The organism is Lactonifactor longoviformis DSM 17459 (genome assembly GCF_900129135.1).
Classification (GTDB): domain Bacteria; phylum Bacillota; class Clostridia; order Lachnospirales; family Lachnospiraceae; genus Lactonifactor; species Lactonifactor longoviformis.
On the sequence record NZ_FQVI01000001.1, the window covers coordinates 450,770 to 476,928 of the forward strand.

At 48.6% G+C, this 26,159-nt stretch carries 32 protein-coding genes and 3 pseudogenes; 12 read left to right on the plus strand and 23 right to left on the minus strand.

Annotated features, from left to right (window positions below; all coding sequences use genetic code 11):
- Positions 1-260 precede the first annotated feature (260 nt).
- Genes BUA56_RS02025 through BUA56_RS02035 form a run of 3 tightly spaced genes read right to left on the minus strand, consistent with a single transcriptional unit; the run spans position 261 to position 2,454 of the window.
- Positions 261-614 (minus strand): antibiotic biosynthesis monooxygenase family protein, encoded by a 354-nt coding sequence (locus BUA56_RS02025; protein ID WP_072848574.1) that lies wholly within the window; start codon positions 612-614, stop codon positions 261-263.
- On the minus strand, positions 614-1,804 hold the full coding sequence (locus BUA56_RS02030) for a diaminopimelate decarboxylase family protein (protein WP_072848576.1): 1,191 nt from the start codon (positions 1,802-1,804) through the stop codon (positions 614-616). The genes BUA56_RS02025 and BUA56_RS02030 overlap by 1 nt, the downstream gene beginning before the upstream one ends.
- Positions 1,801-2,454 carry a DNA-3-methyladenine glycosylase family protein gene (locus tag BUA56_RS02035; protein WP_072848578.1) on the minus strand — a complete coding sequence of 218 codons (654 nt, stop codon included), beginning with the start codon at positions 2,452-2,454 and terminating at the stop codon, positions 1,801-1,803. Before BUA56_RS02035 ends, BUA56_RS02030 begins: the two co-directional genes overlap by 4 nt.
- A gap of 132 nt (positions 2,455-2,586) precedes the next feature.
- Here BUA56_RS02035 and BUA56_RS02040 point away from each other — a divergent pair, with 132 nt between their 5' ends.
- A complete protein-coding gene (locus BUA56_RS02040; RefSeq protein ID WP_072848580.1) occupies positions 2,587-3,480 on the plus strand; it encodes a helix-turn-helix transcriptional regulator in 894 nt (297 codons plus the stop codon).
- Here BUA56_RS02040 and BUA56_RS23255 read toward each other — a convergent pair.
- Positions 3,481-4,167: pseudogene (locus BUA56_RS23255) on the minus strand (DUF6040 family protein). It abuts the gene before it with no gap.
- A gap of 19 nt (positions 4,168-4,186) precedes the next feature.
- On the opposite strand from BUA56_RS23255, the gene BUA56_RS22890 reads away from it, so the two are divergent.
- Entirely contained in the window at positions 4,187-4,501 is a 315-nt protein-coding gene (locus BUA56_RS22890; RefSeq protein ID WP_158640967.1) for a helix-turn-helix domain-containing protein, read from the plus strand.
- Positions 4,502-4,558: 57 nt separating this feature from the next.
- Here the strand turns inward: BUA56_RS22890 and BUA56_RS23820 are convergent, their stop codons facing one another.
- The 3 genes from BUA56_RS23820 to BUA56_RS02055 are packed head-to-tail and all read right to left on the minus strand — an operon-like array spanning position 4,559 to position 5,891.
- Positions 4,559-4,804: a site-specific integrase gene (locus tag BUA56_RS23820; RefSeq protein WP_341443323.1), complete on the minus strand. Its 246-nt coding sequence runs from the start codon at positions 4,802-4,804 to the stop codon at positions 4,559-4,561.
- 41 nt (positions 4,805-4,845) lie between these two features.
- Entirely contained in the window at positions 4,846-5,538 is a 693-nt protein-coding gene (locus BUA56_RS23825; RefSeq protein WP_278320838.1) for a tyrosine-type recombinase/integrase, read from the minus strand.
- Positions 5,535-5,891 (minus strand): tyrosine-type recombinase/integrase, encoded by a 357-nt coding sequence (locus BUA56_RS02055; protein ID WP_423241190.1) that lies wholly within the window; start codon positions 5,889-5,891, stop codon positions 5,535-5,537. Before BUA56_RS02055 ends, BUA56_RS23825 begins: the two co-directional genes overlap by 4 nt.
- 438 nt (positions 5,892-6,329) lie before the next feature.
- Here BUA56_RS02055 and BUA56_RS02060 point away from each other — a divergent pair, with 438 nt between their 5' ends.
- From BUA56_RS02060 to BUA56_RS02070, 3 genes are all read left to right on the plus strand, one after another.
- Entirely contained in the window at positions 6,330-6,686 is a 357-nt protein-coding gene (locus BUA56_RS02060; RefSeq protein ID WP_072848584.1) for an ATP-binding protein, read from the plus strand.
- Positions 6,687-6,819: 133 nt separating this feature from the next.
- Positions 6,820-7,077: an AbrB/MazE/SpoVT family DNA-binding domain-containing protein gene (locus BUA56_RS02065; RefSeq protein ID WP_072848586.1), complete on the plus strand. Its 258-nt coding sequence runs from the start codon at positions 6,820-6,822 to the stop codon at positions 7,075-7,077.
- 1 nt (position 7,078) lies between these two features.
- Positions 7,079-7,477, plus strand: coding sequence for a putative toxin-antitoxin system toxin component, PIN family (locus BUA56_RS02070; protein WP_072848588.1), 399 nt, complete (start codon positions 7,079-7,081; stop codon positions 7,475-7,477).
- A 68-nt stretch (positions 7,478-7,545) separates the two neighbouring features.
- Here the strand turns inward: BUA56_RS02070 and BUA56_RS02075 are convergent, their stop codons facing one another.
- From BUA56_RS02075 to BUA56_RS02115, 9 genes and pseudogenes are all read right to left on the minus strand, one after another.
- Positions 7,546-7,716, minus strand: coding sequence for a transposon-encoded TnpW family protein (locus tag BUA56_RS02075; protein ID WP_479724293.1), 171 nt, complete (start codon positions 7,714-7,716; stop codon positions 7,546-7,548).
- A gap of 64 nt (positions 7,717-7,780) precedes the next feature.
- Positions 7,781-8,299: pseudogene (locus BUA56_RS02080) on the minus strand (ATP-binding protein); the annotation flags it as partial.
- Positions 8,300-8,743: 444 nt separating this feature from the next.
- The gene (locus BUA56_RS02085; RefSeq protein ID WP_072848592.1) at positions 8,744-9,040 is read right to left on the minus strand and encodes a DUF3847 domain-containing protein; all 297 of its coding nucleotides are present in this window, start codon (positions 9,038-9,040) and stop codon (positions 8,744-8,746) included.
- Positions 8,980-9,519: an RNA polymerase sigma factor gene (locus BUA56_RS02090; RefSeq protein WP_072848593.1), complete on the minus strand. Its 540-nt coding sequence runs from the start codon at positions 9,517-9,519 to the stop codon at positions 8,980-8,982. Before BUA56_RS02090 ends, BUA56_RS02085 begins: the two co-directional genes overlap by 61 nt.
- The gene (locus tag BUA56_RS02095; RefSeq protein ID WP_242946704.1) at positions 9,516-9,755 is read right to left on the minus strand and encodes an RNA polymerase sigma factor; all 240 of its coding nucleotides are present in this window, start codon (positions 9,753-9,755) and stop codon (positions 9,516-9,518) included. The genes BUA56_RS02090 and BUA56_RS02095 overlap by 4 nt, the downstream gene beginning before the upstream one ends.
- Positions 9,719-10,249, minus strand: a complete 531-nt coding sequence (locus BUA56_RS02100; protein ID WP_084067563.1) for an ABC transporter ATP-binding protein — start codon at positions 10,247-10,249, stop codon at positions 9,719-9,721. The genes BUA56_RS02095 and BUA56_RS02100 overlap by 37 nt, the downstream gene beginning before the upstream one ends.
- Positions 10,246-10,620 (minus strand): energy-coupling factor transporter transmembrane component T, encoded by a 375-nt coding sequence (locus tag BUA56_RS02105; protein ID WP_242946705.1) that lies wholly within the window; start codon positions 10,618-10,620, stop codon positions 10,246-10,248. Before BUA56_RS02105 ends, BUA56_RS02100 begins: the two co-directional genes overlap by 4 nt.
- Positions 10,544-11,722: an ABC transporter transmembrane domain-containing protein gene (locus tag BUA56_RS02110; protein WP_207650892.1), complete on the minus strand. Its 1,179-nt coding sequence runs from the start codon at positions 11,720-11,722 to the stop codon at positions 10,544-10,546. Before BUA56_RS02110 ends, BUA56_RS02105 begins: the two co-directional genes overlap by 77 nt.
- Positions 11,719-12,207 carry an ATP-binding cassette domain-containing protein gene (locus BUA56_RS02115; RefSeq protein WP_423241189.1) on the minus strand — a complete coding sequence of 163 codons (489 nt, stop codon included), beginning with the start codon at positions 12,205-12,207 and terminating at the stop codon, positions 11,719-11,721. The genes BUA56_RS02110 and BUA56_RS02115 overlap by 4 nt, the downstream gene beginning before the upstream one ends.
- 38 nt (positions 12,208-12,245) lie before the next feature.
- On the opposite strand from BUA56_RS02115, the gene BUA56_RS24105 reads away from it, so the two are divergent.
- The 3 genes and pseudogenes from BUA56_RS24105 to BUA56_RS02125 all read left to right on the plus strand — a co-directional run.
- Positions 12,246-12,533, plus strand: coding sequence for a tyrosine-type recombinase/integrase (locus BUA56_RS24105; RefSeq protein ID WP_479724292.1), 288 nt, complete (start codon positions 12,246-12,248; stop codon positions 12,531-12,533).
- A gap of 81 nt (positions 12,534-12,614) precedes the next feature.
- The gene (locus BUA56_RS24110; protein ID WP_103711011.1) at positions 12,615-13,025 is read left to right on the plus strand and encodes a tyrosine-type recombinase/integrase; all 411 of its coding nucleotides are present in this window, start codon (positions 12,615-12,617) and stop codon (positions 13,023-13,025) included.
- 97 nt (positions 13,026-13,122) lie between these two features.
- Positions 13,123-13,341 (plus strand): annotated as a pseudogene (locus BUA56_RS02125) (WCX domain-containing protein); the annotation flags it as partial.
- A gap of 378 nt (positions 13,342-13,719) precedes the next feature.
- On the opposite strand, the gene BUA56_RS02130 reads toward BUA56_RS02125, so the two are convergent.
- From BUA56_RS02130 to BUA56_RS02160, 7 genes are all read right to left on the minus strand, one after another.
- Positions 13,720-14,748: a DUF3089 domain-containing protein gene (locus BUA56_RS02130; protein WP_072848597.1), complete on the minus strand. Its 1,029-nt coding sequence runs from the start codon at positions 14,746-14,748 to the stop codon at positions 13,720-13,722.
- 93 nt (positions 14,749-14,841) lie between these two features.
- Complete coding sequence (gene yqeC, locus BUA56_RS02135; protein WP_158640968.1) at positions 14,842-15,561, minus strand: selenium cofactor biosynthesis protein YqeC; 720 nt, start codon at positions 15,559-15,561, stop codon at positions 14,842-14,844.
- On the minus strand, positions 15,558-16,415 hold the full coding sequence (gene yqeB / locus BUA56_RS02140) for a selenium-dependent molybdenum cofactor biosynthesis protein YqeB (RefSeq protein ID WP_072848598.1): 858 nt from the start codon (positions 16,413-16,415) through the stop codon (positions 15,558-15,560). Before yqeB ends, yqeC begins: the two co-directional genes overlap by 4 nt.
- 12 nt (positions 16,416-16,427) lie before the next feature.
- Positions 16,428-17,042: a sulfurtransferase-like selenium metabolism protein YedF gene (gene yedF / locus BUA56_RS02145; protein ID WP_072848599.1), complete on the minus strand. Its 615-nt coding sequence runs from the start codon at positions 17,040-17,042 to the stop codon at positions 16,428-16,430.
- A gap of 15 nt (positions 17,043-17,057) precedes the next feature.
- Complete coding sequence (gene hydA / locus BUA56_RS02150) at positions 17,058-18,437, minus strand: dihydropyrimidinase (protein ID WP_072848601.1); 1,380 nt, start codon at positions 18,435-18,437, stop codon at positions 17,058-17,060.
- A 62-nt stretch (positions 18,438-18,499) separates the two neighbouring features.
- Positions 18,500-21,061: a selenium-dependent xanthine dehydrogenase gene (xdh, locus tag BUA56_RS02155; protein WP_072848603.1), complete on the minus strand. Its 2,562-nt coding sequence runs from the start codon at positions 21,059-21,061 to the stop codon at positions 18,500-18,502.
- A gap of 26 nt (positions 21,062-21,087) precedes the next feature.
- Entirely contained in the window at positions 21,088-21,324 is a 237-nt protein-coding gene (locus BUA56_RS02160; protein ID WP_072848604.1) for a putative Se/S carrier protein, read from the minus strand.
- 208 nt (positions 21,325-21,532) lie between these two features.
- Here BUA56_RS02160 and BUA56_RS02165 point away from each other — a divergent pair, with 208 nt between their 5' ends.
- The 4 genes from BUA56_RS02165 to ygeW all read left to right on the plus strand — a co-directional run bounded on the left by BUA56_RS02165 (position 21,533) and on the right by ygeW (position 26,115).
- The gene (locus BUA56_RS02165; protein ID WP_072848606.1) at positions 21,533-22,165 is read left to right on the plus strand and encodes a helix-turn-helix transcriptional regulator; all 633 of its coding nucleotides are present in this window, start codon (positions 21,533-21,535) and stop codon (positions 22,163-22,165) included.
- 42 nt (positions 22,166-22,207) lie between these two features.
- Complete coding sequence (gene dpaL / locus BUA56_RS02170) at positions 22,208-23,416, plus strand: diaminopropionate ammonia-lyase (RefSeq protein WP_072848607.1); 1,209 nt, start codon at positions 22,208-22,210, stop codon at positions 23,414-23,416.
- Between the two features lie 60 nt (positions 23,417-23,476).
- Positions 23,477-24,787, plus strand: a complete 1,311-nt coding sequence (locus BUA56_RS02175) for a YgeY family selenium metabolism-linked hydrolase (protein WP_072848609.1) — start codon at positions 23,477-23,479, stop codon at positions 24,785-24,787.
- A gap of 134 nt (positions 24,788-24,921) precedes the next feature.
- On the plus strand, positions 24,922-26,115 hold the full coding sequence (ygeW, locus tag BUA56_RS02180; RefSeq protein WP_072848610.1) for a knotted carbamoyltransferase YgeW: 1,194 nt from the start codon (positions 24,922-24,924) through the stop codon (positions 26,113-26,115).
- Positions 26,116-26,159 lie beyond the last annotated feature (44 nt).

Genomic DNA, 26,159 nt, shown 5'->3' on the forward strand with positions numbered 1-26,159 from the left:
GTTCCAACTCCCATCGCTGCCAGACACGCCCACTGGGGTTGTGCGGAGAACAGAGCAGAGCCGTATGAATACGTTTCTCTTTAATTTGTCGTTCCATATCGTCATAATCCATGCGAAGTATGCCGTTTTCATCCGGGCAAAGCTGGCTGAGTGCAACCGGATATCCATTGCGTTCCAACTGTGTGGTAAAACCAGTTCTACCGCAATGGAATCGTGGCCATGACGATCAGGCATGATAGTAAAATCATACATTGCCATACTTACACCTCAAAAAATGAATTTGAATCCTTCGGTGCCTGCGTCCGGTCGGTATAGGTATAGGAACGGATCTCCGAACAAACCGTAATCTTGTAGCTTTCAAACAGCTTTTCTCTTCCTTCTTTTTGACTCATGCGATGCTGCATCACATTGCGCCAGCGCTCAACAGCACTTTCATCCGTCCAGATATTCATAGAAAGCAGTTTACCTTCCTCGTTCAGACTGGTAAAACGCTCAGCACGGATGAATCCCTCGAAACCGGAAAGCATAGGTTTCAGCATGGCGGCAAGATCAAGATATTTCTGCATTCCTGCCTTAGTAGGTTTTACTTCAAACAATACAATAATATTTGCCATTATTCATTCTCCTTTGTCCATAAAAATTCTTTTGGTGTCTCCTGATTTGAAAAAAGTAACGGTGTCAGTGTACAGCCATAACTGCCTGCATTAGAAACCGCCAGAATATCTCCGATCTCTGCGTGTGGGAGCGTAATGTTTTTTGCCATCACATCCAATGCGGTGCAAAGATTGCCGACAATATCCACAGTTTCACAATTTTCGTTTCGTCCTACTATACGGAATGCACTCTGTGAACCAGTAGTATACAGCGGTTCCTGTCCATTTTTCGGAAATTCTCCGACATTTTGCCTGAGCAGCTCTGCAATGGCAGGACGCAGGAAACCATTCATTGCATTTTGTACCACGAGATATGTTTTTCCGCAGGAAATCTTACGGTCTACGATTCGTGTATAATAAGTTCCGGCATTGCAGACTACAAATCGCCCGGTTTCCAGAATGAACTTCGCCTGCAAGCCATTGTGATTTTTCGCTCTGAGAGTCTGTAATGTCTGACCGACTCTTTCCAGAGCAAGCGGTTTTTCGGTTTCTCTATCATAAACTGTACCGATGCCACTGCCAAAATTGATAAATTGAATTTCCACACCATTCAGTTCATTTATGCGTTCTGCCAACATATAACAGTTTCGATAATATCCGCATAATATATCTGCATCTAAAATCTGTGAACGCAGGTGTACATGAATTCCGATGATTTTCAAATGTGGAAAGCATAAATTAGCTGTTTTCAGCTGATCTTCGTCAATACCGAACTTGCTTGATACAGCAGATTCGCCATTCATGGAAAAATTCGGATTGACTCGAACACCGACAGCGATACGTTCGTTTTTCACTGCTGCACACTGCTCCAGACGGGCAAGTTCGGAAAGGCTGTCCGCAATAATCGTGCATTTTCCCCATACTTTTTCTAAGTCCTGTAAGGTTTTGCCTGGTGCAGAATAATAAATTTTATCATACGGAATACCAGCCTTTTGCGCTATTAGCACCTCATTGGCAGAAGCTGTATCTGCACCAAAGCCTTGTTCGGCAACTGTTTTCAGTACTGGCATGAACGGATTTGTCTTGGCGGAATACAAGAAATCCATTCCCGGCATTGCATTCAACAAATCATGGCAATGTTCTTTAATCGAATCTTCCTCATAGAGATAACAGGGAGCATTCTGCTGTAAAAATTTCACCTTATTATTCAATTTTCCTTCCTCCTATTATTTTTAGGTGCATAATCCTTCATTTCCGGTATTGCGCCGCCTGCCACTGCCCAAAGATACAGACTTGCCACACTGCAATAAGGGCTGAATCGGCGACGGTATTTTTCAAACAACTTACGGTCAATTCTCCTATGATGGTATGTCATACGCAGCCCACGTTGGATTGCAAGGTCATCATAGCTGAATATATTCGGACGTTGTAAGCAAAACAGCAAAATCATTTCGGCTGTCCATACACCAATACCTTTTAATGCACTCAATTCCCGAATCGCATCTTCATCGCTCATGTGTTCCACAGCATCCAGATCAAATACACCGGTATGTACTTTTGTAGCAAAATCTGTTATATACTCTGCCTTGCAAAAGGTCATGCCATAAGACTGTAATTTTGAAATATACACTGATAGAATTGTTTCAGCGTTTATTTCCTCTAAATCTTTTTGCATTCGCTGCCAGATTGTTGCCTGTGCTTTTGTAGAAATCTGTTGACCAATAATATGATGGATAACCGAAGAAAATAAATCTGTATCCGTTTCTCTTTTAATCAAACCAATTTTCTCAATTACTTCAGCAAGTTTTCTATCCTTATTTTTGAGATATAAAATTTCATTTTCTCCATATTCAAAATACATATTCCACCTCTAAACTGCTTATTGTATCTCTTTGTTCCCTATGCTATAATTATATCGCAATTTATCTGATGTGATTATCAAATTATATCCAGATAATATAATAAAATCGTCAAGATAAGCAGAGGTGTATCCATGAATCATGATAAATATATAAATTCTGTCAACCTGAACCAGAATACAAACTTTCCATATCTGGTATTAAATGTGATCAATGGAAACAGTTATCCAAGGAATCCCGGTTTTCGTGTTATGCACTGGCATGAGGATATTCAGTTTATTTACGTTCTGGATGGAAAAATTGATGTGGTTACATTAGAAAGTCGAACGGTATTACACAAGGGAGATGGCTTTTTTATCAACAAAAATGTTGTACATTTAGTTGATAAGACTGATGCCTGTCACTATAACAGTTTTATATTTCCCGACTATTTTTTAAGATTTTATCTGGGAAGTCCTGCTGAACAGATTGTAAGTCAGGTCATTGGACTGAAAGATTTTCCTGTTTTTCCAATTGTAAATGTAAAAGAACATATAGCTGTATTAAATACCTTGAGAAAATTATCCTCTCTTGAACATAATAAAACTACTCTATATCCTTATGAGGTGTTGTCAACACTCTCTGTTCTTTGGTTAGAGTTTTGTCGTGCTGTCCAAATTTTTGAGAACGAAGCTCATAAAAAAAATAGCCAGATTACAAATCGAATGGCTATTTTTCTTCAATATATCGAACTTCATTACCCGGAAGATGTTACGCTGGAATCGCTCGCCGAAAGTGCAAATGTAAGTAAATCAGAATGTCTTCGCTGCTTTAAAACTACGCTTCAAACAACACCTTATAAATATTTGATAGAGTATCGTTTGTTCAAAGCGGCTGATTTACTGAAAAATACAGATAGATTGATTGAAAATATCGCCTCTGAGGTAGGATTTCATCATGTCAGCCACTTTGGAAAATGTTTTCGTGAAAAAACTGGTTTTTCGCCAAGTGAATATCGAGAGAATTTTTATTTCATGCTAAAACAATAACTAATAATATCCCCTTGTTTCCCGCCAGCCTTTCACATACCATCTGATTACAACATACACCAGTTGTACGAATAACAAGAAAAATAGCAGATTAAGTATCACCATTACGGTAATCATATCCCAGTATTATTTCTTATATAGCCCTGCAATCTTTATTCCGATGAATGCCAAAAGTATTCCCACACCCACCAGACATCCACCGCAAATCAATATTCTTATTAGCCAGTATATAATTCCGGCAACGACAGGATTAGATATTCCATCACTAATCTGTGCTACATTCTTCCCTGCCAGTATAATCCACCCTGTAATGTGCTGTATAAAAGCTGCGATTGTATCAAAGAATATTACACAATCAGAGATAAATATTTTTGACCATATCATCTGGAAAAGAGTAGTTAATACGGAATACCATATCAGCAGAAACATCAATGCTTCGTATAGAGCTGTTTTTGCTTTATATCTGTCTGCCAGTTTTTCTCTCTGCGTATCATACTTTTCCTTAGCTTTCAGATAAGCTGTCTGGTTACAATTCCCACACTTTTTGTATATTCCGTCAGATGTAATCCATCTGCACGGGATAATTGAACCACTATCACGGTGATACAGGACCGCCTTCACGGAAGGTGTACCACTCACATAAATATTTCCTATAACGAAATTGGCACACATCAGTGTGACTATCATTCATAGGAGGACGATAATTATGGTTAATTATCGCGAAATACTAAGGCTGACAAGCCTTGGCTACACACAGCGTCAAATTGCTGCGAGTGTTCACAGTTCCAGAAGTACCATTAGTGAAGTACAGGAATTGGCAAGAAAAGCAGATTTATCCTTTCCACTTGATGAATCTGTTACCAACGAAGTACTGTTGATGACCTTCCATCCGGAACGTCTCACAGCAACTAATCCAAGGGTGGAACCTGATTACAGTTTTATTCACAAGGAATTAGCAAAACCAGCTGTAACCTTGAGTCTGCTCTGGACGGAGTATGATGAAATAGTGTTTGACCCGTAATTATGCTGTTTCATTAAGTACGACATAAAATAACGCTGGACATAAAAGGAGAAGTTTTCACTCATTGGTCACCTCCGGGAATATACTCCCCAAGGAGGATTCTTTCTGGATAAAGTCCTTATACCCCTGTTCCGTGAAATGAATGTACTTTTCCGTATCCATGTAATTTACATGGCCAACATATGCAGCCAGTATCGGAATGGCAGCATAGATATTCATTCCGCTATCCAGCATTTTCTCCAGACTCCTGGTACAGAACGTATGCCGGATAGAGTGGATTTTTGGCGTCTTGCCATCTGCCATGTATATATCAGCCGCCTTAAACATCTTTGGGAACATATATTTCATAGCGTCATATGTAAGATGGCCACCGGTATAAGAAGAAATAAAAAAGGCTTGTTCTCATCAGACATGTCAATGATTTCAGCATAGCTGCAGAGAACCTTTTTAAGGCTGGCAGATACAGGAATATATCTTGAAACACCATTTTTTCCATTGATTACCTTAATCACGCCATTTGAGGGATCAACATCACCCCGTGTCAGTGCAAGAACTTCTCCTATACGCATCCCAGTACCTATAAGCATTCTTACCAGCACCGGATAAGTCTGCTGATGAGCCTTGAATCTCCTTGCCGGAGGGAGCGTATCGGCCGCGCCAACTAAACGTTGTAATTCTTCATCGCTGAAAATATAAGGGCGGAATTCACATCTGACTGTACGCATATATTTTGATGGAACCACGAATGCGTCAACTCCGAGAAGCACTAGGAAAGAACAAAACTGCCGGAGATTTGATGTCATGTATTGACGCTCGATTTCGCTTAATCCATCATGTGGAGCCAATAATTCCTGTATCATCTGTTCAGATATCTGATGTGTTTGATATCTGTTAAGTGAATTATTCAGCTTCCTTAAATGAATCAATGTTGAGCTGGCAACCTTTTCGCCTTTTCCGCGCTTAAACTCTATGAACTTTTCAAAGTACGGCTTGAAGAAACCTTCCTCGAATTTAAGAAACTCCTTGTCGTTGATCATTTTTCGGGCACCTCCAATGCTGTTATTATGAGGCGATCGATATCAGACCAGACGTATGTCTTCGTAGAGGCTGCGGATGTGTGCCCGAGGATCACGGCAATCTCATTTACCGGGGTACCCGATTCAAAAAGGTTTGTAGCCAGACTATGTCTGAGCGAGTGCAGACCATGATGCTTTCCTTTTGTGTCTACGCCTGCACTCTCAAAGTATGGTAAGATCTTATTTCCAAAATGGTCATCCATCGAATATGGAATATGCGGTTTTCTAAGTCGGGTGAATACATTAGGGCTGTTTACTTCCGGGCGCGCATTTTTGATATAGTCAAGCAACGCAAACAGAACCTCATCCGTAATAGGAAGGGAGTCGAGAGATCTTTACCACTCACATACCGCTGGCTGCCCAAAGAGAACCAGTCATTCAGGCAGAACATATGCCACAGAATCATCAGAAATATCTGAGTCGGAACGAAGATGAATTTCGTTCCTGGGCACATACTATCGGTCCTCGTACCAGTGAAGTTGTAGAGCATTTCCTTACATCAGGTGCAGCGCCGGAACAGGGATATAAGTCATGTGCAAGTCTGACAAAACTGGCTGATCGTTACGGTCACGACCGTTTAGAGAAAGCATGTGAGCGTGTACTATGCTACACATCAGATCCTGCTATTAGAAACATCAGCACCTTACTTAGAAACGGACAAGACAAAGTTTCAGTAGCCACTGTAGAGAATCCTTTCAACAGTGGCGGTATTACCCGGGGTCCGGGCTATTACAGACGAGGAGGTGCTCACAATGATCAATGAACAGACTTGTGAAACTCTTCGAAAAATGAAACTTAATGCAATGGCCGATGAATTGACTCATCAACTGGAAGATCAGACATCTTATGGAACCCTTGGTTTTGAAGAACGTCTGGGATTAATGGTGGATGCCGAATGGAATCGCCGGCAATCAAATAAACTTGCCCGCTATATTAAAATCGCAGATTTCTCTATTCCAAATGCGACAATTGAAGGTATCGAATATCATGAGGACCGTAAGCTTGATAAAGCAGAAATTTTACGATACGCAACCTGCAAGTACATTGATGAAGGACACCATATCATTTTTAAAGGCGCTTTCCGAAACGAGTTGTCAAGGACTTTTTAATCAAATTCACGAAAAAGTCACAAACAAGCGCCTCTTTTTTGCCCGGACGAGTTTACTTTCCCCGGCGTATGGGATATAATATAAGCAGAGATAAAGAAAACTTGAGTTCTAAAGAATAGAAAGGGTGACTTGTATGAATTTGGCGAAAATCTCTGCAAACGGTCAAATCACTGTGCCGGTAGAAATCAGGCGGCAGCTTGGTCTGAAATCCGGCGATAAAATCCTGTTCCTCCAAAAGCAGAATGGAGAGATTGTTGTCAGCAACGCCTCCGCTGCGGCCATCCGAAAAGCACAGGCCACCTTTGCCGGGTCTGCTGATGCACTGGGCGTATCCAGCGAGGATGATATTCAGGCGCTTGTAGACGAAGTGCGTTATGGAAAGGGAAGGTAAAATGCGGATATTGGTAGACACAAACATTTTGTTTTCCGCATTGGTCTTTCCCCGTTCCAAGCCGGCGTGGGCGTTGCTCTACATCGCAGACAATCACGAAATAGTCCTGTGTGACCGCAACATCGCGGAGCTGCGGGATATTCTCGGACGGAAAGTGCCAAAGTATCTCCCGGATGCCGAAGTGCTGCTGGCAGAGATGTCCTATGAGTTAATTCCTGCGGTAGACCATGCGGAAAAGCTGATACGCGACGCAAAAGACCAGCCGATCTTAAACGCGGCTATCGTGTCGGATGTGGATATTATCCTCACCGGCGATAAAGATTTTTTAAGTCTGGATATGGAACATCCAAAGTGCATGACCGTCGCGCAGTTTCTCGAAAGCGAAGGCGTGGAGGATTGACCTCTGCGCCTTTTCTCCTGGCATGGAAAGGGCCGGAAGCCTGTTTGAAGGTTTCCGGCCCGCTGTGTTTACATCTGCTGTATCTCGTTTTTGAGCATACGCTTGATTTTGTCGCTCATGGTTTCAGTGCTGGTCTGGCTGAAATGGACGCGCACCTTGTAGGTGGTCTTGCCGATTTTCTTTACCAGCGCGGGGGCGTCCTCCGGCGCTCTGGCCGGGGGGGTGTCTACGGTCTGCATGGTACGGGTTTCTTCGCTCATGGCGCTCCTTTCTCCGGGCGGGGCTGCGCCGTCCGGCAAAAAATTACTCGTGCTTACGGTTTACAATGTCTTTCGCCGCCTGCTTAGTGACTCCGGCGTTTTCCTCCCGGAAGTTCTTCCCTGCAAAGAGGATCGGGGCGCACCGTTCCAGGATGCGGTCATAGATACGGGCGTGGGCCAGGTCGGGCGGGTTCTTGAGTTCGGCCAGCTTCAGGTTGGTGGTGATTATCATGGGCCTGCGGCTGCGGTAGCGGCTGTCAATGACGAAAAACATCTGCTCCATCGCATACTCGGTACTGCGCTCCACACCCAGATCGTCAATGATAAGCAGGTCGTACTCGTCAAAGCTGGCGATAAAGTCGGCCCTGTCCTCAGAAAACATCCCCGTCAGGCGGTTCAGGATGGTGGGAAAGTTCGTCATCAGCACCGGCACATCCCGGTCAAGCAGGGCGTTGGCGATACAACCGGTGAAAAAGGATTTGCCGGTTCCCACATCCCCGAACAGCAGCAGGCCGGTGTTGTTCCTGTATGCCTCCTTCCAGTTTTCCACATAGGTACTGGCGATAGTCCATGACGGGGATGGGGTCAGGCTTGCTTTTCTTCATGCTGGCACTTCCCGCACCCGCCGCAGTTGCCGCAGCCCTGGCAGGCATGGGCCTCCGGCTCCGGGCCGGTGGGCGCGTCTGCCGGTTCCGGCTGCAAGAGGTCGGCAAAACGCCGTACCCTTTACCGCTGCGGTAGGCGGCTGCGGCAACAGCGGAACGGCCCTCGCTGCGCTTGATGATACTGACGGGGATATGGCAAAAATCTATGGGGATCGCCTCCTTTCGGTGAGGGGTATTCAGGCCGCAGGGGACGGGACAGCCGCTTGCGGATGTTCCGTGACCTGTGGCACACAAGGGGTTTGGGGAGTGTAGCGCCCCATCGCGCTCGGAGAGCGCAACAGCCCCCGGCAGGGCGCACGACACCGGCAACGGTGTATAAGTGCCCATTCCTGAGAATGGACTTATGGCTTCTCCCCGGATTTCGGCAGTTTTTCGGCCAGTTCCGCCGCCCCCGGAAGATGGGACAGGGCAATCAGGAACGCCTTGACCTCTACGCCGGGAAGGTCGGGGGCCAGAGGGAACACGCCCTCCAAAATGGCCCCGCGCTCAATCAGGCGGCGAGTGCGGGCCTTGCGTTCCTCATTGTGCCGCTTATTCTCCAAAATCTTCTGACGGTTCTCAAGCTGCCGGATCTCCTTCAGGACTTCTTCGCGCTCGTCTTTTTTCGGTTTCGCTTGGGTGGTGTGGTCTTTGTGCATATCGCTTTTCCCTTGGGCGGCTCCATCCAGCCGCACTTGATATAATATTTCTGCAACTTGATGATGGCGTTGCGTACCGTGACAATGGCCGCCGATGTGGTAAAGCCTTCGGCCTCGGCAATCTCCTTGAAGGGTTTTCCCTCCCAAAACCGGGCGTGCAGGCAGCTCGCCTGCCGGGGCGTCAGGGTGGCAAGGGCCTCCCGGAGCCGTTCCATCATCAGGGCGCGGGCGGCCTCCTGTTCCCGTTCCGTTTTCTTCTCCATCAGAATATCTTCCGGGGAAACGGCCTGCTCCGGGAAATGGTTTTCCATGCCGGGGGATGCGTCCAGAGAATAACAGTGATAGTGCTGCTTGGCGTCATTGGCGTCCTCTGCGCGGCTTTCCTCCACAATGGCGTCTGCAACCTCGTCCGACACTTCCACAAAGGTGTCTTTCTTACAAATCGGGTAGTAGTATTTTTTCAGGTTGATGGTTTTCATAGGCCGCCTGTCCGTTTCCGGCGCTCGAAATATTTCCGCAAGCGCCGCAAGCCTCCCTGGATGCACTGGCTGACACGGGCCGGATTGACGCCCTCCATCGCGGCGATCTCCCTGACCTTCAAGCCTAAAATATACCGGGCATGGATGCGGCGGGCCTGCAAAGGGGTGAGGGTGGCAAGGGCTTCATAAACCTGTCGGATCAGTTCGGCGCGTTCGGCCTGTTCCTCCTTCTCCACCACATAGTCCTCCGGGGACGGCTGCGCCCAGCCGATGGCAAAGCGATTTTCTGTTTTTCACCCCCGGACAATTCAAAAATATTTCGGTCAAGCAATTCTTCGATATGCAGATCAGCCGCAGCCTGCATGACACGTTCCCGTATCTGTTCCGGGGGCCATCCATAATTTTTGCAGCCAAAAGCAATTTCGCTGGTTGTATTGACGGTATAAAACTGTGTCCTTGGATTTTGGAAAACGGTTCCCACGACTTTTGATATTTCATACATGGAGCAGTTTACCGGGTCAAAACCTTTTACCCGTATTTGCCCATCCAGCGCCCCATCGTAAAAATCAGGGATCATGCCGTTCAACAGGCGGGTCATAGTCGTTTTTCCACAGCCGCTTTTCCCGCAGAGCAGAACACATTCCCCCTCACGGATTGAAAGGCTGACCTGGGAAAGACTGGGGGCCTCGGCCTGATTATAAGTAAATGAAACATCTTTTATTTCGATCATAGACTGTACCCCCTTATGTTCAATACGCAGATTACAACCAGCGCAAAAGTGACTACCAGCAGAAAAGCAATATCGTACCAGCGAAAACGTATCTGCGTCATGCAGGTATGGGTTCCCGGATTGTCCAGACCGCGGCAGAGCGCAGCAGCAGCCAGTTCATCGCTGATATTCAAAGCAGAGATAAACAGCGGGACAAGGATATGGACAATCGTTTCCGATGGTCTTGTCACTATGTTCTTGAAACTAAATTCTATTCCCCGCATTTTCATGGCAGTTTTGATGGCGCTCCATTCCTCACTGATTGTCGGGAAACAACGAAAAATCACAGATGTTGTGACAATAGCATTTTGAGGAATTTTGCACTTCCACATAGCAGCCACAAATGCGCTGACCTCCGTTGTGGCAACCAGCCATTTTGCCAGCATGAAAGCGGGCAATCAGCCGCAGCATGGTACTTTTGCCGGAGCCAGACGGCCCTACAACAGCGGTCATGGTTCCCGGTTCCAATCGGGCGCTGACATCGTGTAAAACTTCTTTCTCACCATATCCAAAGCTCACATGGTCAAAGCATATCTCATGCTCCTTCGGAGCGTCACCGCTTTCTACCATTTCCGGCTCGTCCAGCAGGGTACAAATCCGTTCTCCCGACATCCCGCACATCATCAGTTCGGAATAGTTCATAATGGTGACGGCCAGCGGGTCAAATACACGGGTTCCGATAAGCAGGAATAGAGCAAAATCCGGCACAGTCAAGGTGACACCGCTTACAAGGAACACACCTACCACCGTCATAAGGGACAGGCCACTGCGGAGGAAAGCCGCCGCAACCAAATTCAGGGGGCCAATGCCTCCCTCCACTTTCATGCAGGCGTCCCGGTAGTCTGTGCAAGCCTTTTTCAGTTTTTCAAAGTTATCACCCTGCATATTGTAGGATTTGATAATACGCATCCCATACAGGTATTCTTGCAGCTTTCCGGCCTGATTGACCCTTGCCTTTGAAAGCTGCGTGTCCAACCGGCGCTCCAATCCCCGCATCCCAAACATAATCAGCAACGCAATCGGAAAGCCTGCAAACATGGCAAGGCCCATACGCCAGTCCGCAATCAGAAGAACGACAGAAGCAATGACCGCCATAATCGCGCCACTGATGATCTGGGGTAAAATGTGGGTCATAGCTGACTCGGTTCTGGAAAAGTCATTCATCATGGTATTCCCGATTTCACCGGAATTTTTACTCATAAGGAAGCCCAGCGGCAGCCTGCGGATATGTTCCGCAAGCATGACAGCCCATGCTGCCCATAAGGATGTGCGGTTCAATGTCCCGCTGACGAAATACTCATAAATCTGGCTGACGATATATGCCAGACACAAGAATGGCAGCAAGTTAGACAAATTTGCAAGCGCGTTCCAAAACACTGGCTTTATTAACCTTTTTGGTTCATTGCAGGTAATCGCGTTCAATAACTGTTTCATTCTGTCACGGCCTCCTTTCCTTGCTTTTTGCCGGATGGCATAAAGGTATCCTCTTGAGGATTTCCGGCGCGGATCGTCCATGTAGCCGAATTAACACCAGCATCCCACATGGCTGCATATAGCCCATGCTTTTTCAGCAATTCATCATGGGTGCCGTGTTCTTTCATCTGCCCGCCGTCCACAACTAAAATCTGGTTGGCATTGCAGATGGTTGTCAGCCTGTGGGCAATCATAATGACCGTTTTATTCTTTATCAGGGATTGCAAAGCAATCTGCATTTCATGTTCATTCTCGGCATCCGCATAGGCGCTTGCCTCGTCCAAAATCAGGATCGGGGCATTTTTCAGGATTGCCCTCGCGATGGAAACACGCTGCTGCTCACCGCCGGACAGATATACGCCGCCGTCACCGATTTTTGTCTGATAGCCATTGGGAAGCGCCATGATAAAATCATGACACTGTGCAACCTTGGCAGCCTGTTCCACCTGTTCTTTCGTAGCGCCCGGTTTCCCTAAAGCGATGTTTGAAAAAACAGGCAGAGGATGTGGATTTATTCTCAGATGATGAGGTAGAAGAAGGCATACAGCCGATTTCCCATGAAGATTATGAAAGACTGATAGAATACCTCAAAGTAAAGAATCCACCTGCAATCCTGCCAATCCAGATAGCATACTATGCGGGACTTCGTATTGGTGAAGTTTGTGGATTGACATGGCAGGACATCAACCTTGAAGAACAATGCCTGACCATTAAAAGAAGTATCCGCTATGATGGCACAAAACATAAAAATATCATCGGACCGACCAAGTGAAAGAAAGTAAGGATTGTTGATTTTGGTGATACTCTGACTGAAATACTGAAAACCGCCAGAAAAGAACAGTTTAAAAGCCGGATGCAGTATGATGAACTTTACCACCGCAATTTCTACAAGGAAGTACAGGACAAAAACAGAGTGTATTATGAATACTATCACCTTGATGGAACACAGGAAGTCCCAGCAGATTATAAAGAAATCTCTTTTGTCTGCCTCAGACCGGATGGCAGTCTGGAACTGCCAAGCACACTTAGCATTGCCTGCCGGTCAGTTGCGAAAAGACTGGACGGATTTGAGAATTTCCATTTCCACCAGTTGCGACACACCTACACAAGCAACCTCCTCTCAAACGGAGCTGCTCCAAAAGATGTGCAGGAACTGTTTGGACACTCTGATGTCAGTACCATAATGAATGTCTATGCCCACTCTACAAGAAAGGCAAAGCGGAACTCCGCCAGACTTCTTGATAAAGTAGCAGGTAACGACTAAATAAAAACTTCCCTTATTTCCCTTGCGGATTCCGCATAAGGGCAAAAATAAGGGAAAATACATATCATTTCACTATGTAATAGGCTGAAAAACCTGTAAAATAAGGAAAGTTCAGGAAATCTCTCCACAAATTATAATTTTGTGTATACCAGATGGTGATGAGCATTACATTGTAAACTTTCCGTTCATTGAAAATGAATACTACTACGATATGCTTCTCAGTTTCGGGAATAAGTGCGAGTGTCTGGAGCCACGGGATATCCGCACAGAAATGAAGCGTAGAATACATGATATAGCCGCTATATACGATCAGTAGGGAGCATAAAGAGAACGTGACCTCCATTATTTAACCCTTTTTTAGAGATTCCTACGAACTTCCCCATACCCAGGTGAGTGAACTCCCGCGGCGGTAGGCTGTCTGGTTCGGGCGGTAGGGGCCTGGGTTCCGCGGACAATTCCGCAGGAGTGAATAGGGAGTCTTAGGCAAAACCGGGATTCCCGCAGGTGATTTTTTCGGCAGTCCGGGCCGAAAAAAAGTGAGAATAGGCAGAGAATGCACATCAAGCATTCTCTGCCTATACGAACGGTGCTCCGGCGGGGATTCCGATTTTGTCTTAGACTCTCTTCGCGACGGAGGTGTCCCCGGAACCCAGGCCCCTCCCGCCCGAACCAGACAGCCTACCGCCGCGGGAGTTCACTCGTCGTCCCACTCTTCCAAAAACTTTTCCACCCTCACCTGTGCATTTTCTTTCAGATTGTAATAATAAAACCGGAAGTCGAACCTGTGAAATATCCCCAGGGGAAAGTGTTCCACGTCAGAGCTGTGATACACTGCCGGATCCACGGTTGAGCAGATCACCGTCCCCCGCTCTTTGTCGATCCTTGCATCTGCAAATCCCTCCAGCTTCTGTTCCCGCCCCTCTGCTTTGATGAGGGAGCCGGCATTCTCAGAAGCAGAAGCCGGGGTCTCGTCTCTGGTCCAGGAGATAGGGTTGATACAGACGGCACCCGGCAGAACGGTAGGATTTTTTTCTGTCATCCCCGGAGCCTCTGTATTGTAGGAAATAATCACCCCGGTATCCTCCGGCCCCTCGGCAAATTTCAGGTAGGGATGCTCCTCAAGCTCCTGCTCCGTGACAGAGAATCCGATCACATAGGCAGCCACCATCCGCTTATATACCTCAGGATTCTTATCCATATAGTCAAACAGTATCTCCTTGACCATCACTGCGCCCTGGGAATGGCCCACTAAAAGAAAGGGCCTGCCCTGATTGTAGTGTTTAATGTAGTAATCAAACGCAGCTATCACGTCCGTTTTTGGCACGCCTCCGTAGTACGCCATCTGCTCCTCCTGATCCCTGTCCAGGATAAACGCCGCCTCAACCTGGCGGTAATAGGGTGCATACAGGTTTCCGGCCATATCGAAAGCCCTGGCCTGGGAAGCCGCCACACTCCTGGCCCGCTTTCTCATATTCTTTGCCTGTATGGTACTGACAGGATAATCCTTTTTATCCTTTCTTGCCCAGCTGGTGGGATAGAGATAAAAGACATCCGCAGGCTTCTGCCCCTTCTCCTCCAGCAGCATCCAGTTTTTCTCTTTTGCATAATTGGAGGGAATGATCTCCTCTCCTGCAACAGGAACATGGGAATTGCCGTCCTGTGCCCCGCAGCCGCCCAGAGCCAGAAGGAACAGAAAAATGATGCACAGCAGTTTTTTTCTCATGACAGTACTCCTCTCATGGTATTCTTTCTATTATACCCGGGCAGCGCTCCTTGGTGCATACTCTGCGGGCGGATATACAGCTCCGGCTGTATATTAAAATGCACTATCATAAGTTTTGCCCTTTGACAGAGAAGTAATCACCACCGGCGCATCTTTTATAGACTGCCTGCACCTTTCAGCCTTTTCCCGCCGCTCCCTGGTATCTCCCTGGTTCAGAACTACCGTGACAGGGATCCCCTTCCCGCGCTCTCTCAGAGGGAATAGATATCCCTCCCTGAGCAGCACAGCCAGGTCTTCCGGGGAGAGCCTGTGATCCGGTCTGCAATTCAATATCCGGCCCGCCAGTTCTCTGCGGTGGCATACCTTCCCCAGCTCCTCTCCCAGGCAGGAAAGTCCGGCGACCAAAAGTATTCTCGTAGTCTGAGGTACAATCACCGGCTCGTGCGAGGCCGGTACCTTTACAGGCAGTCCCCGGGAGCCGTCCCCCTCTATGAGGGTAACATCTGCCGCGTCTATTCCCCGGGCGAGGACATCCCCGGGAAGCCCTTTTATTTTATCTGCACCGCCCTCTTTCACCGGGATTCCCGCAGCCGCATATCCTGTGTCTTCCAGTGTCTGCAGAATCTCCTCTGCCGTTCCTCCCAGGCAGGCGCCTGTCTGGGGCATTCTCATATGGGTGGTTGTAGTCACCAGCACACGTTTTCCCGCACTTTTATATTTCTCCGCTAAATAACGGATGCAGGTAGATTTCCCACCTGCACCTATCACTGTTATAATCTCTTTTTCTCTCGTCAGCTCTTCCCAGTCATTCACTTTTTCTCTCCTTCGCAAAACCGGCCATACCTGCCTGCGTCCCCCTTTTCCCAGGCACACACAAGCTCCAGCACACTTCCGGCAATACACCTTGCCTTGTCGGAAATCGTATCACAGTACTGTACGGCATCCTCTCTCGGGTCTATATCGGCAATCTTAAAGCCCTCCGTCACCGGGAATCCTTCCCGTATCATGCCTCTTACCACCCCTGAAATGCTGGCTCTCACCGGAATCCAGGTCTTGGAATCCCCTGCATTATTCTGGATTTTACCTATGAGACGATCCTTTTCCACCCATTCACCAATCCCGGCCAGAGGGGAAAACCTTCCCGTCCCCCCGGCATGAATCACCCGTTCTTTACCGTAACCCTCGATGATTCCAGGAATCCCGGTATTGGGTACAGCACTTCCCCTGGAAATAATCCGGCCAAGATCATGCCCCCGCATAGTCTCGATGACGTAATGGGCATCCTCACCTGCTGTGAATCCCGGTCCCAGGGCAATGGTAAGATTCCCCATATCCCGCCTGGTGCCCATATTCCGTTTTGCCAAAATGGCATCGATTAAAACGTCCGGGTGATATTCCCTCAGGATATCACCCAGGGGATCCACCAGAAGTACGGGGGAACGGGGGGACACCGTTCTCTGTGCCTCTCTCCAATCCTTTGCCAGACGGCAGGTAATGCCTTCGACGGTCATCCTTCCCTCATAGACAGCTTCGCAGAAGGAAACCTTCCTGCGGATGGCAGACGGCTGTTCGGTCTCCAGGATAATGACCGGATATCCGCTTCTGCACAGACGGTGGATCGTCCCGGTCGCAAGATCCCCTCCCCCTCTGACAATTACTGGTTTCATCTTCCGTTCTCCTTATGGTCTAATGATTTTGGCTGCCTCGGCCTGTGTCTCTGCAATCACATACATATTCGTAACCGTACCGGCAGCCAGCTTCTCTCCCAGCCCGTAATGGTTCAGGCAGGTACCGCAGGTCAAAACAGCAGTGCCGGCCTGCTCCAGTGCCCGGAGGTCTTCCGCCGAATCCGATCCCTCACAGGAAAGCTTAGCCCCGCCGTTGTACAGAAGCACCGTTTTGGGCGGAACGGGCAGCTGGGTAAGGGCATAGATAAATCCCTTCATCAGTGTTCTGCCCAGTGCCTCATCTCCCTCCCCCATCTTATCTGAACTTATGACCACTACCGTGTTTTCCTCCGGCCGGCAGCAATTTTCATATGCAGGCTGAGAGGCAGGATGCTCTCTTCCCTCCCCGGTGACTGTGATACGGACCTCATACAGTTTCTCACCCTTCTGAACGGATGCATACTCTGCATTCTGGGATACGGCCAGCTTCTGCAGATTGCTCACTGCAATCTCATTATCTACCTGTACAAGCAGCACCGTTCCGGGTGCGGCTTCGTCCATTGCTTTTTTTGTCATGATCACTGGTTTCGGACACTGCTGTCCTCTGGCATCGATTGTTTTTTCCATGTCTGCGGTTCTCCTTTAGTTGAAATCTGTCTGATATTTTCCCCGGGAAATATACTGTCCCTGCTTTTCTGAGACCACCTTTCCCTGATCTACTACCAGATTACCACGCAGATAAACTTTGTCAATAGTGCCTTTCAGGTTCCAGCCCTCAAAGGGTGCATAATCCATATTATATTCCTGCGTCTTTGCCTCGATGACCCCTGGCTTATGCGGATCCAGAATCACAAGGTCGGCATCGCTTCCAGGCTCCAGACAGCCCTTTCTGGGATACATGCCATAGAGCTTAGCCGGGTTTTCGGAGAGTACCCGGCACATTTCCTCTAAAGTCATTCTCCCCTCCTCTACCCCGTAGGTATAGAGCAGCACCCCCCTGGTCTCCACACCAGGCATACCGTTGGGTATCTTGGTAAAATCTTCTTTTCCCATCTCTTTCTGCGCCAGGGTGAAGCTGCAGTGGTCTGTGGAAACAGTCTGGATATCCCCTGTTTTTAAAGCTTCCCACAGGCATTCCTGATCTACCTTTTTCCTCAGCGGCGGCGAACACACATATTTGGCAGCCTCAAATCCATTCTTTTTATAGCAGCTCTCATCCAGAAGCAGGTACTGAGGACAGGTCTCTGCAAATACAATCTGCCCCCTCGCCCGGGCCCTCTGAATCTTGGCAAATGCCTCCCAGCAGGTCAGATGAACTACAATGACCGGGGCATCTGCCTCCTTGGCGATGGCAAGCAAGCGGTTTACCGCCTCTGCCTCCAGGCCTGCAGGACGCACTCTGGGGTGGGTATCCGGTCCCAGATGCCCGGCTGCTTTTGCCTCGGCAGTCAGAGCATCGATCACCTCAGCATTTTCACAGTGAACCCCGGCGATTCCCCCCTGTTTTTTCAGCTGCTTTAAGATACGGTAGAGTTCCCCGTCTCTCAGAAGCATATCCGGGTACGTCATATAGAGCTTGAATGTGCTCACCCCAGCGTCCAGCATAGCCTGAACCTGGGTCTCCCCGGCCCCTTCCAGATCGGAGATGGCCATATGGAACCCATAGTCGCAGGAACACCTTCCCTCCGCCTTTTTGTTCCAGTTTTCCAATGCCTCTTCCAGCGTCTCCCCCTTATACTGTGTGGCGAAGTCTACAATACAGGTAGTCCCCCCTGCAATAGCCGCACGGGTTCCTGAGTAAAAGTCATCTGCGGTAACCGTTCCGGCCACCGGCAGATCCATGTGGGTATGAGCATCAATAAATCCCGGGAAGATGAGCTTTCCTTTGGCATCCACTACCTGGGCTTCTCCGTCGCTTATCTTTGGAGATACTTCCCTGATGATTCCGTCTTCGATTAAAATGTCCTTTTTACAGCAGCCTACCCCTGACACTACTGTGCCGTGCTTTAGTAATTGCTTCATCCTCATTCCTCCATTTCCATCTTCATCCATACATCCGAAACCCGGTGAATGGTTTTCTGTAATTATTTAGCTTTCCTGTAGAATGTATTCTCCAACGGGAGCCTTGTTCGCTCGATTCCGTCATAACGGTAATAGGCATGGGCACAGGCGGGAGCTGTGGGAACGGAAGAGATTTCTCCTACACCCTTAGCTCCGCAGGCTTCCTCCAGCACTTCCTCGGAAGTAATCAGGATAGCCTGAACCGGCGGTGTCTGACTGGCTCTGAAAAGTCCCAGTTTTCCATAATTCAGTGTAGGCCTTCCCTCCGCCATCGGGAAATCTTCTGTGAGGGCATATCCCAGTCCCATCACAACGCCTCCCTCCACCTGTCCCTCGCAGGACTGTACATTTACCACTGTTCCCACATCGTGGGCGGCAACTACCTCCGTTACCTTTCCTGCCTCATCCAGGATTACCACCTGGGTGGCATATCCATAGGCAATATGGCTGACCGGATTGGGCTTGGGAGAGCCCATAGGGTCTGTCTCCCCCAGGTATTCCCCGTAATAGCTGGTTCCTTCCAGCGCTTGCAGAGAGCCTTTCTCCTCCAGAGCCTCCCCAAGGAGTATTGATGCCCTTCTTGTGGCTTCCCCTGTAAACAAGGTCTGGCGGGACGCGGTGCTTGTTCCGGAATCAGGGGTTCTCTCTGTGTTAGGTCTCTCGTGAACCAGAAGCGCCGGGGCAAGTCCGGTCATCTCACACACAATGTGGATGGTCACAGTCCCCACGCCCTGTCCCATACAGGCGGCGGAGGTAAGTATATGAACTTTGCCGTTCTCCACAGTAAGCCGGCATCTTCCGATATCAGGGATTCCCACGCCTACCCCGCTGTTCTTCATACAGGAGGCTATCCCCGCATACGGATGGGAATCATATACCTCTTTTACTGCCTCCAGGGTCTGGGCCAGGGCACAGTCCTTTGTGGCAATCTGCCCGTTGGGGAGCGTCTGCCCGGGCCGGATGGCATTTCTGTAGCGGATCTCCCAGGGAGTAATGCCAGCCATCTCCGCCAGCAGATTCAGATTGCATTCTGTGGCAAAGCAGCTCTGGGTCACCCCGAAGCCCCGGTATGCCCCAGCCGGAATATTGTTGGTATAAACCCCGTATCCCACAATGTCCACATTCTGATAATTATAAGGCCCGGCCGCGTGTGTACACGCCCGTTCCAGTACAGGTCCGCCTAAGGAAGCATATGCGCCGGTGTCGGAATAAAGCACTGCCTTCATCCCTGTGAGATATCCGTTCTCATCGCAGGCTGTGGTAAAGTCCATCTCCATCGCATGGCGTTTTACATGCACCAGAAGACTTTCCTTTCTGGAAAACTTCACCTTTACCGGACGCTTGGAAAGCCACGCCGCAAGAGCCGCATGGTGCTGGACACTCATATCTTCTTTACCCCCGAAGCCGCCCCCGACCAGCTTGCTCTCCACAACCACCTTTTCCGCAGGAAGCTGCAGAATGCTTGAAATCTCATGCTGTTCATCATACACAGACTGTCCTGCCGTGTAGAGGTGCACACCGTCCTCACCCTCAGGAAATGCAATGGCACACTCCGGTTCCATAAATGCATGATCCGTAAAAGGTACGCTGTAATGCCGGGTTACCACATATTTTGAGCTGGCAATGGCACCCTCTGCGTCTCCTCTTTTGCACACCTTCTTTGTCAGAAGGTTGCCGCCCTCATGTACCTTCGGGGCGTCCTCCTTTAAGGCATCTATGGGATTCGTTACCGGAGGCAGCTCTTCTGCATCCACCTGGATCAGAGAAAGTACTTCCTCCAGATTCTCCTTATGATTCACAACTGCCAGCGCAATGGCATCTCCGATATACCTGGTAATTCCTCCCTCAGGAATCAAAACGTCCCAGTCCTGGACAATATGGCCGCAGATATTGTTGGGTACATCCTTGGCGGTATACACAGCCACACAGTCCTCGTGGGCCAGGGCGCGGGTGATATCTATCCGGTGAATCCTGGCTCTGGGATAGGGACTACGAAGCGCCTTTGCATAAGCCATATCCGGCAGGATAATATCGTCAACAAATTCCCCGGTCCCTCTGACCTTTTCCTCCACATCCACCCGCTGAAACCGCTGGGTGAGTCCCAGATGCTTTGGCCCTTCCGGTATCATGCGTTTTTCCCTGAAATATTCTGCCGCCATAAGGATGGCATCCTCAATCTTCTGGTAGCCGGTGCACCTGCAGATGTTCCCGTGTATGGCCTTTTTTACTTCCTCCCTGGTAGGATACAGATTGGCATCCAGAAGTACTTTGGCAGAAATGATCATCCCCGGAATACAAAAGCCGCACTGAACGGCGCCCGCTTCCGCAAAGCAGTGGACATATACCTTCATCTCCTCCTCCGGGATTCCCTCCACGGTAGTAATGCTCTTTCCCTCCAGCTTTGAAAGCTTCAGAATACATGCCTTTCCTTTTTTTCCGTCTACAATTACGGTACAGGTTCCGCAGGTTCCCTCACTGCACCCCTCTTTCACCGCCGTCAGTCTCAGTTCATCCCTCAGATAGTCAATCAGTCTTCCGTCCCGGCTGCTCTGACATTCTTTTCCATTCACTTTAAATGTAAACATTCCTCAACCTCCCAATACCTTACTGCCTATACTAATGTTTCGTAAACCCCTTCTGCCTCAATCTGGCTGTCCTTCAGAAATCCTTCCAACGCCTGTCTGTCACTGATGTCTGCACACCAGGAGATACCGCAGCCCGCCGAGATTGCCCTGGGCACCGGAATCAGCCTTCCCGGAAGGTTCCGCTCCCTGCATCCCTGCTCCATAGCCATAGCATGTGCTGTTGTATGAAACGTTATCACTAGTTTTAAGACTCTCTCCCGCATGTAATTACCCTCTTCTTTGGTTTTATTTCTTGCTTATGATGCCTTAAATATACCACCTGATTATTTAAATAGCAATACTTCCGGGAAAGAAAATCAAAAAAGTTTTAGATTACCTAAATTTTTTTGTAAAAAACTCTTGTAATTTGAAAAAAGTGTGTTATGATGGACTTATAAACAACGTCTGGCAGCACAGAGAAAGGAGTTTATTATGGGACGACTGACCTTACTAAAACAAATTGCACATGGGCTGGCCCAGCAGTTCGGCTCAGACTGTGAAATTGTAATTCATGACTTAAAAACCCAGGATCTGGAGCACTCGATTGTATACCTGGAAAACGGACATATCACCAACCGCAAGCTGGGCGACGGCCCTTCCAATGTAGTATTAAAAGCGCTCAAACAGGATCCCGACTCACTGGAAGACCGTGCCGGCTATCTCACCAAGACATCCGACGGCAGGATCTTAAAATCCTCCACCTTCTATATCCGGGATGAACATGAGGTCATCCACTATATTTTCTCTATTAACTATGATATTACAAAGCTGATGATGGTAGAAACCGCCATCCACTCCTTTACAGACACCCAGGGAAAGGATACGGAGGCCAAGACCACAGAGATCACCAGAAATGTCAACGATCTGCTGGATCAGCTCATCGAAGAATCCGTGGCCCTTGTGGGCAAACCGGTGGCTCTTATGACAAAGGAAGATAAAGTAAAGGCCATTCAGTTTCTGAACGACTCCGGTGCATTTTTGATTACCAAATCCGGGGATAAGGTTGCTAATTATTTTGGAATTTCCAAATATACTTTATATAGTTATACCGATGTAAACAAGTAGCATAACCGATGCAGCAAAAATATTTTAGGAGGGATTTTTACAATGGAACAAATGAAATGGACACCCAACGAGATGCCGAAGACAGATGACGCGCAGCTGTCTGTCATGTCTCTGGAAAACGTAGTGAAGGCAAGGACCTTTCACGAGAGCTTTCCCCAGTATTCCCAGACACCCCTTGCCCGCCTGCAGCACATGGCAGACTATCTCGGAATCAAAGAGCTGTACGTAAAGGATGAGTCCTACCGTTTCGGGCTGAACGCCTTCAAAGTGCTGGGCGGTTCCTTCGCCATGGCCCGTTACATAGCAAAACAGACAGGAAGAGATGTCTCTGCCCTGCCCTACAATGTTCTCACTTCTGAGGAACTGAGAAAAGAGTTCGGCCAGGCAACCTTTTTCACAGCCACAGACGGCAATCACGGCCGGGGGGTTGCATGGGCAGCCAATAAACTAGGCCAGAAATCCGTTGTACTGATGCCGAAAGGTTCCACCAAAACCCGTCTGGAAAACATTCGGAAAGAGAATGCCCAGGCTACCATAGAAGAAGTTAACTACGACGAATGTGTCCGTATGGCCAATGCCCTGGCCGAAAAAACCCCCAACGGCGTTATGGTTCAGGATACCGCCTGGGACGGCTACGAAGAAATCCCCTCATGGATTATGCAGGGTTACGGGACTATGGCTATGGAGGCGGACGAACAGCTTCATGAATATGGGTGTGAACGTCCCACTCACGTATTCATACAGGCCGGCGTGGGCTCCCTGGCAGGGGCTGTGCAGGGCTATTTTGCCAACAGGTATCCAAAGAATCCCCCGAAGGTTATTGTTATGGAGGCTTCTGTGGCTGACTGTCTCTACAAGGGAGCTATTGCCAAAGACGGCAGCGTCCGGTTTGTAGACGGGGATATGCAGACCATTATGGCCGGTCTTGCCTGCGGGGAACCCAATACCATCTCCTGGGATATTCTGAAAAATCACGTGACAGCATTCCTCTCCTGCCCTGACTGGGTATCAGCCAAAGGCATGCGTATGCTGGCTGCCCCCTTCAAAGGAGATCCCCAGGTAGTCTCCGGGGAATCCGGCGCTGTGGGAATGGGAGTCATCGCTTCTGTCATGCAGATGGAGGAATACAGAGCGCTGAGAGAATTCCTTGCACTGGATGAGAACTCCAGGGTTCTCATGTTCTCCACAGAGGGCGACACCGACCCGGACCGCTACAAAGAAATTGTATGGGGCGGAAAGCAGTACGAATAGACAGTGACCACGCAAACCAGAAAACAAGCAAATATATAGAAGGATTAGGAGGATATTACCATGGACTATAACAAAATCAAAGAAGCCGCACAGGGTTACGAAGGGCAGATGACAAAGTTTCTGCGGGATTTGGTGCGGATCCCCGGGGAAAGTGCCGATGAAAAGGGGCACATCGACCGGATTGCGGAAGAAATGAGAGCGGTTGGATTCGACAAGGTTGACATTGACCCTATGGGCAATGTATTAGGCTATATGGGAACCGGAAAAACCTTAATCGGCTATGACGCCCATATTGATACTGTGGGTGTAGGCAACAGAGACAACTGGGAGTTTGACCCCTACGAAGGCTTTGAATCGGATACCGAGATTGGAGGCCGCGGCACCTCAGATCAGCTAGGCGGTATCGTATCCGCGGTATACGGCGCTAAAATCATGAAAGATCTGGGCATGCTGAATGATACATACCAAGTGGTAGTGACAGGCACGGTTCAGGAAGAAGACTGTGACGGCCTCTGCTGGCAGTATATCATCAACGAAGGCAAGGTACGTCCCGAATTTGTTGTCTCCACAGAGCCTACAGACGGCGGTATCTACCGGGGCCAGCGGGGACGTATGGAAATCCGTGTGGATGTACAGGGTGTCTCCTGCCACGGCTCTGCTCCGGAGCGGGGTGACAATGCCATCTACAAAATGGCTGACATCCTGCAGGATGTCCGTGCTCTCAATGAAAATGACGCAGAGGAAGGCACAGAGGTAAAAGGTCTGGTTAAGATGCTGGACGAAGCCTACAACAAGGAGTGGAAAGAGGCCCGTTTCCTTGGCCGGGGCACCATTACTACCTCAGAGATATTCTTTACCTCCCCAAGCCGCTGTGCGGTAGCAGACAGCTGTTCCGTTTCCCTGGACCGCCGTATGACAGCCGGAGAGACCTGGGAAAGCTGTCTGGATGAAATCCGCGCACTCCCAAGTGTTCAGAAATACGGGGATGATGTAAAAGTGTCCATGTACAACTACGAGCGTCCTTCCTATACCGGACTGGTATACCCCATTGAATGCTATTTCCCAACCTGGGTAATCCCGGAGGATCATGAGGTAACCAAAGCCCTGGAGGAAGCTTACAAAGGCCTTTACGGCGACAGCCGCATCGGCACCGCCGAGACAGTTGAAATGAGAAAAGTCCGTCCTCTTACAGACAAATGGACCTTCTCCACCAACGGTGTTTCCATTATGGGAAGAAACGGGATCCCCTGCATCGGCTTCGGACCCGGAGCTGAAGCCCAGGCACATGCGCCCAATGAAAAGACCTGGAAAGCAGACCTGGTATGCTGCGCAGCTGTATATGCCGCTCTTCCCGCCTGCTACTGCAAATAACAGACCTATTCGTTAAGTTCGGCAACTATGCTCATTTCCTGTCCTGCCCTCCTTTTTCTGCCCTATTTGGCATAACAGGGAATGAGTCTCTAACTACCAACTATTTATTATAAAAAGAAAGGATTACGCCAATTATGAAAACTTTACAGGATTATATCGATAAATTAAATAAATTAAATTTCAAGGAAATGTACAACAATGACTTCTTCCTCACCTGGGAAAAGACAGATGAAGAGCTGGAGGCTGTCTGGACAGTAGCTGACGCCCTCCGCTTTATGAGAGAAAACAACATCTCCACAAAGGTCTTTGAGAGCGGCCTTGGAATCTCATTATTCCGTGACAACTCCACACGCACCCGTTTTTCCTTTGCCTCTGCCTGTAACTTATTGGGGCTGGAAGTACAGGATCTGGACGAGGGCAAATCTCAGGTGGCACACGGGGAAACCGTACGTGAGACCGCTAACATGATCTCCTTTATGGCAGACGTTATCGGTATCCGTGACGATATGTATATCGGCAAAGGAAATGCCTACATGCATGAGGTAGCTGACTCCGTGGAGGAAGGTCACAGAGACGGCATTCTGGAACAGCGTCCTACCTTAGTAAACTTGCAGTGCGACATTGACCATCCCACCCAGTGTATGGCAGATATGCTCCACATTATCCACGAATTCGGCGGCATTGAGAATTTAAAAGGAAAAAAGCTTGCGATGACATGGGCATACTCTCCTTCTTACGGAAAACCTCTCTCTGTTCCCCAGGGCGTCATCGGTCTGATGACCCGTATGGGTATGGAAGTTGTCCTGGCCCATCCGGAAGGCTATGAGGTAATGCCTGAAGTAGAAGAAGTTGCCAGAAAAAATGCTGAGAAATCCGGCGGTTCCTTCAAGAGAACCAACAGCATGGAAGAAGCCTTCAAAGACGCTGATATTGTATATCCTAAGAGCTGGGCGCCTTTTGCAGCTATGGAAAAACGTACCAACCTCTACGGAGAAGGGGATTTTGACGGCATTGACAAGCTGGAAAAAGAACTCCTGGCACAAAATGCACAGCACAAAGACTGGGCTTGCACCGAAGAGCTGATGAAGACCACAAAAGACGGCAAAGCGCTTTATCTCCACTGCCTGCCGGCCGATATCACCGGCGTGAGCTGCGAGACCGGCGAGGTTGACGCAACCGTATTTGACCGCTACAGAACACCGCTTTACAAAGAAGCAAGCTTTAAGCCATATGTCATCGCTGCTATGATTATGCTGAGCAAATTCGCAGATCCGGCAGATGTATTGAAAAAACTGGAAGAAAAAGGCACACCGAGAGTCTTTAAATAAGTAAAAACTGCCCGGGCGGTTGTGCGGCGCGCATAGTTGCCCGG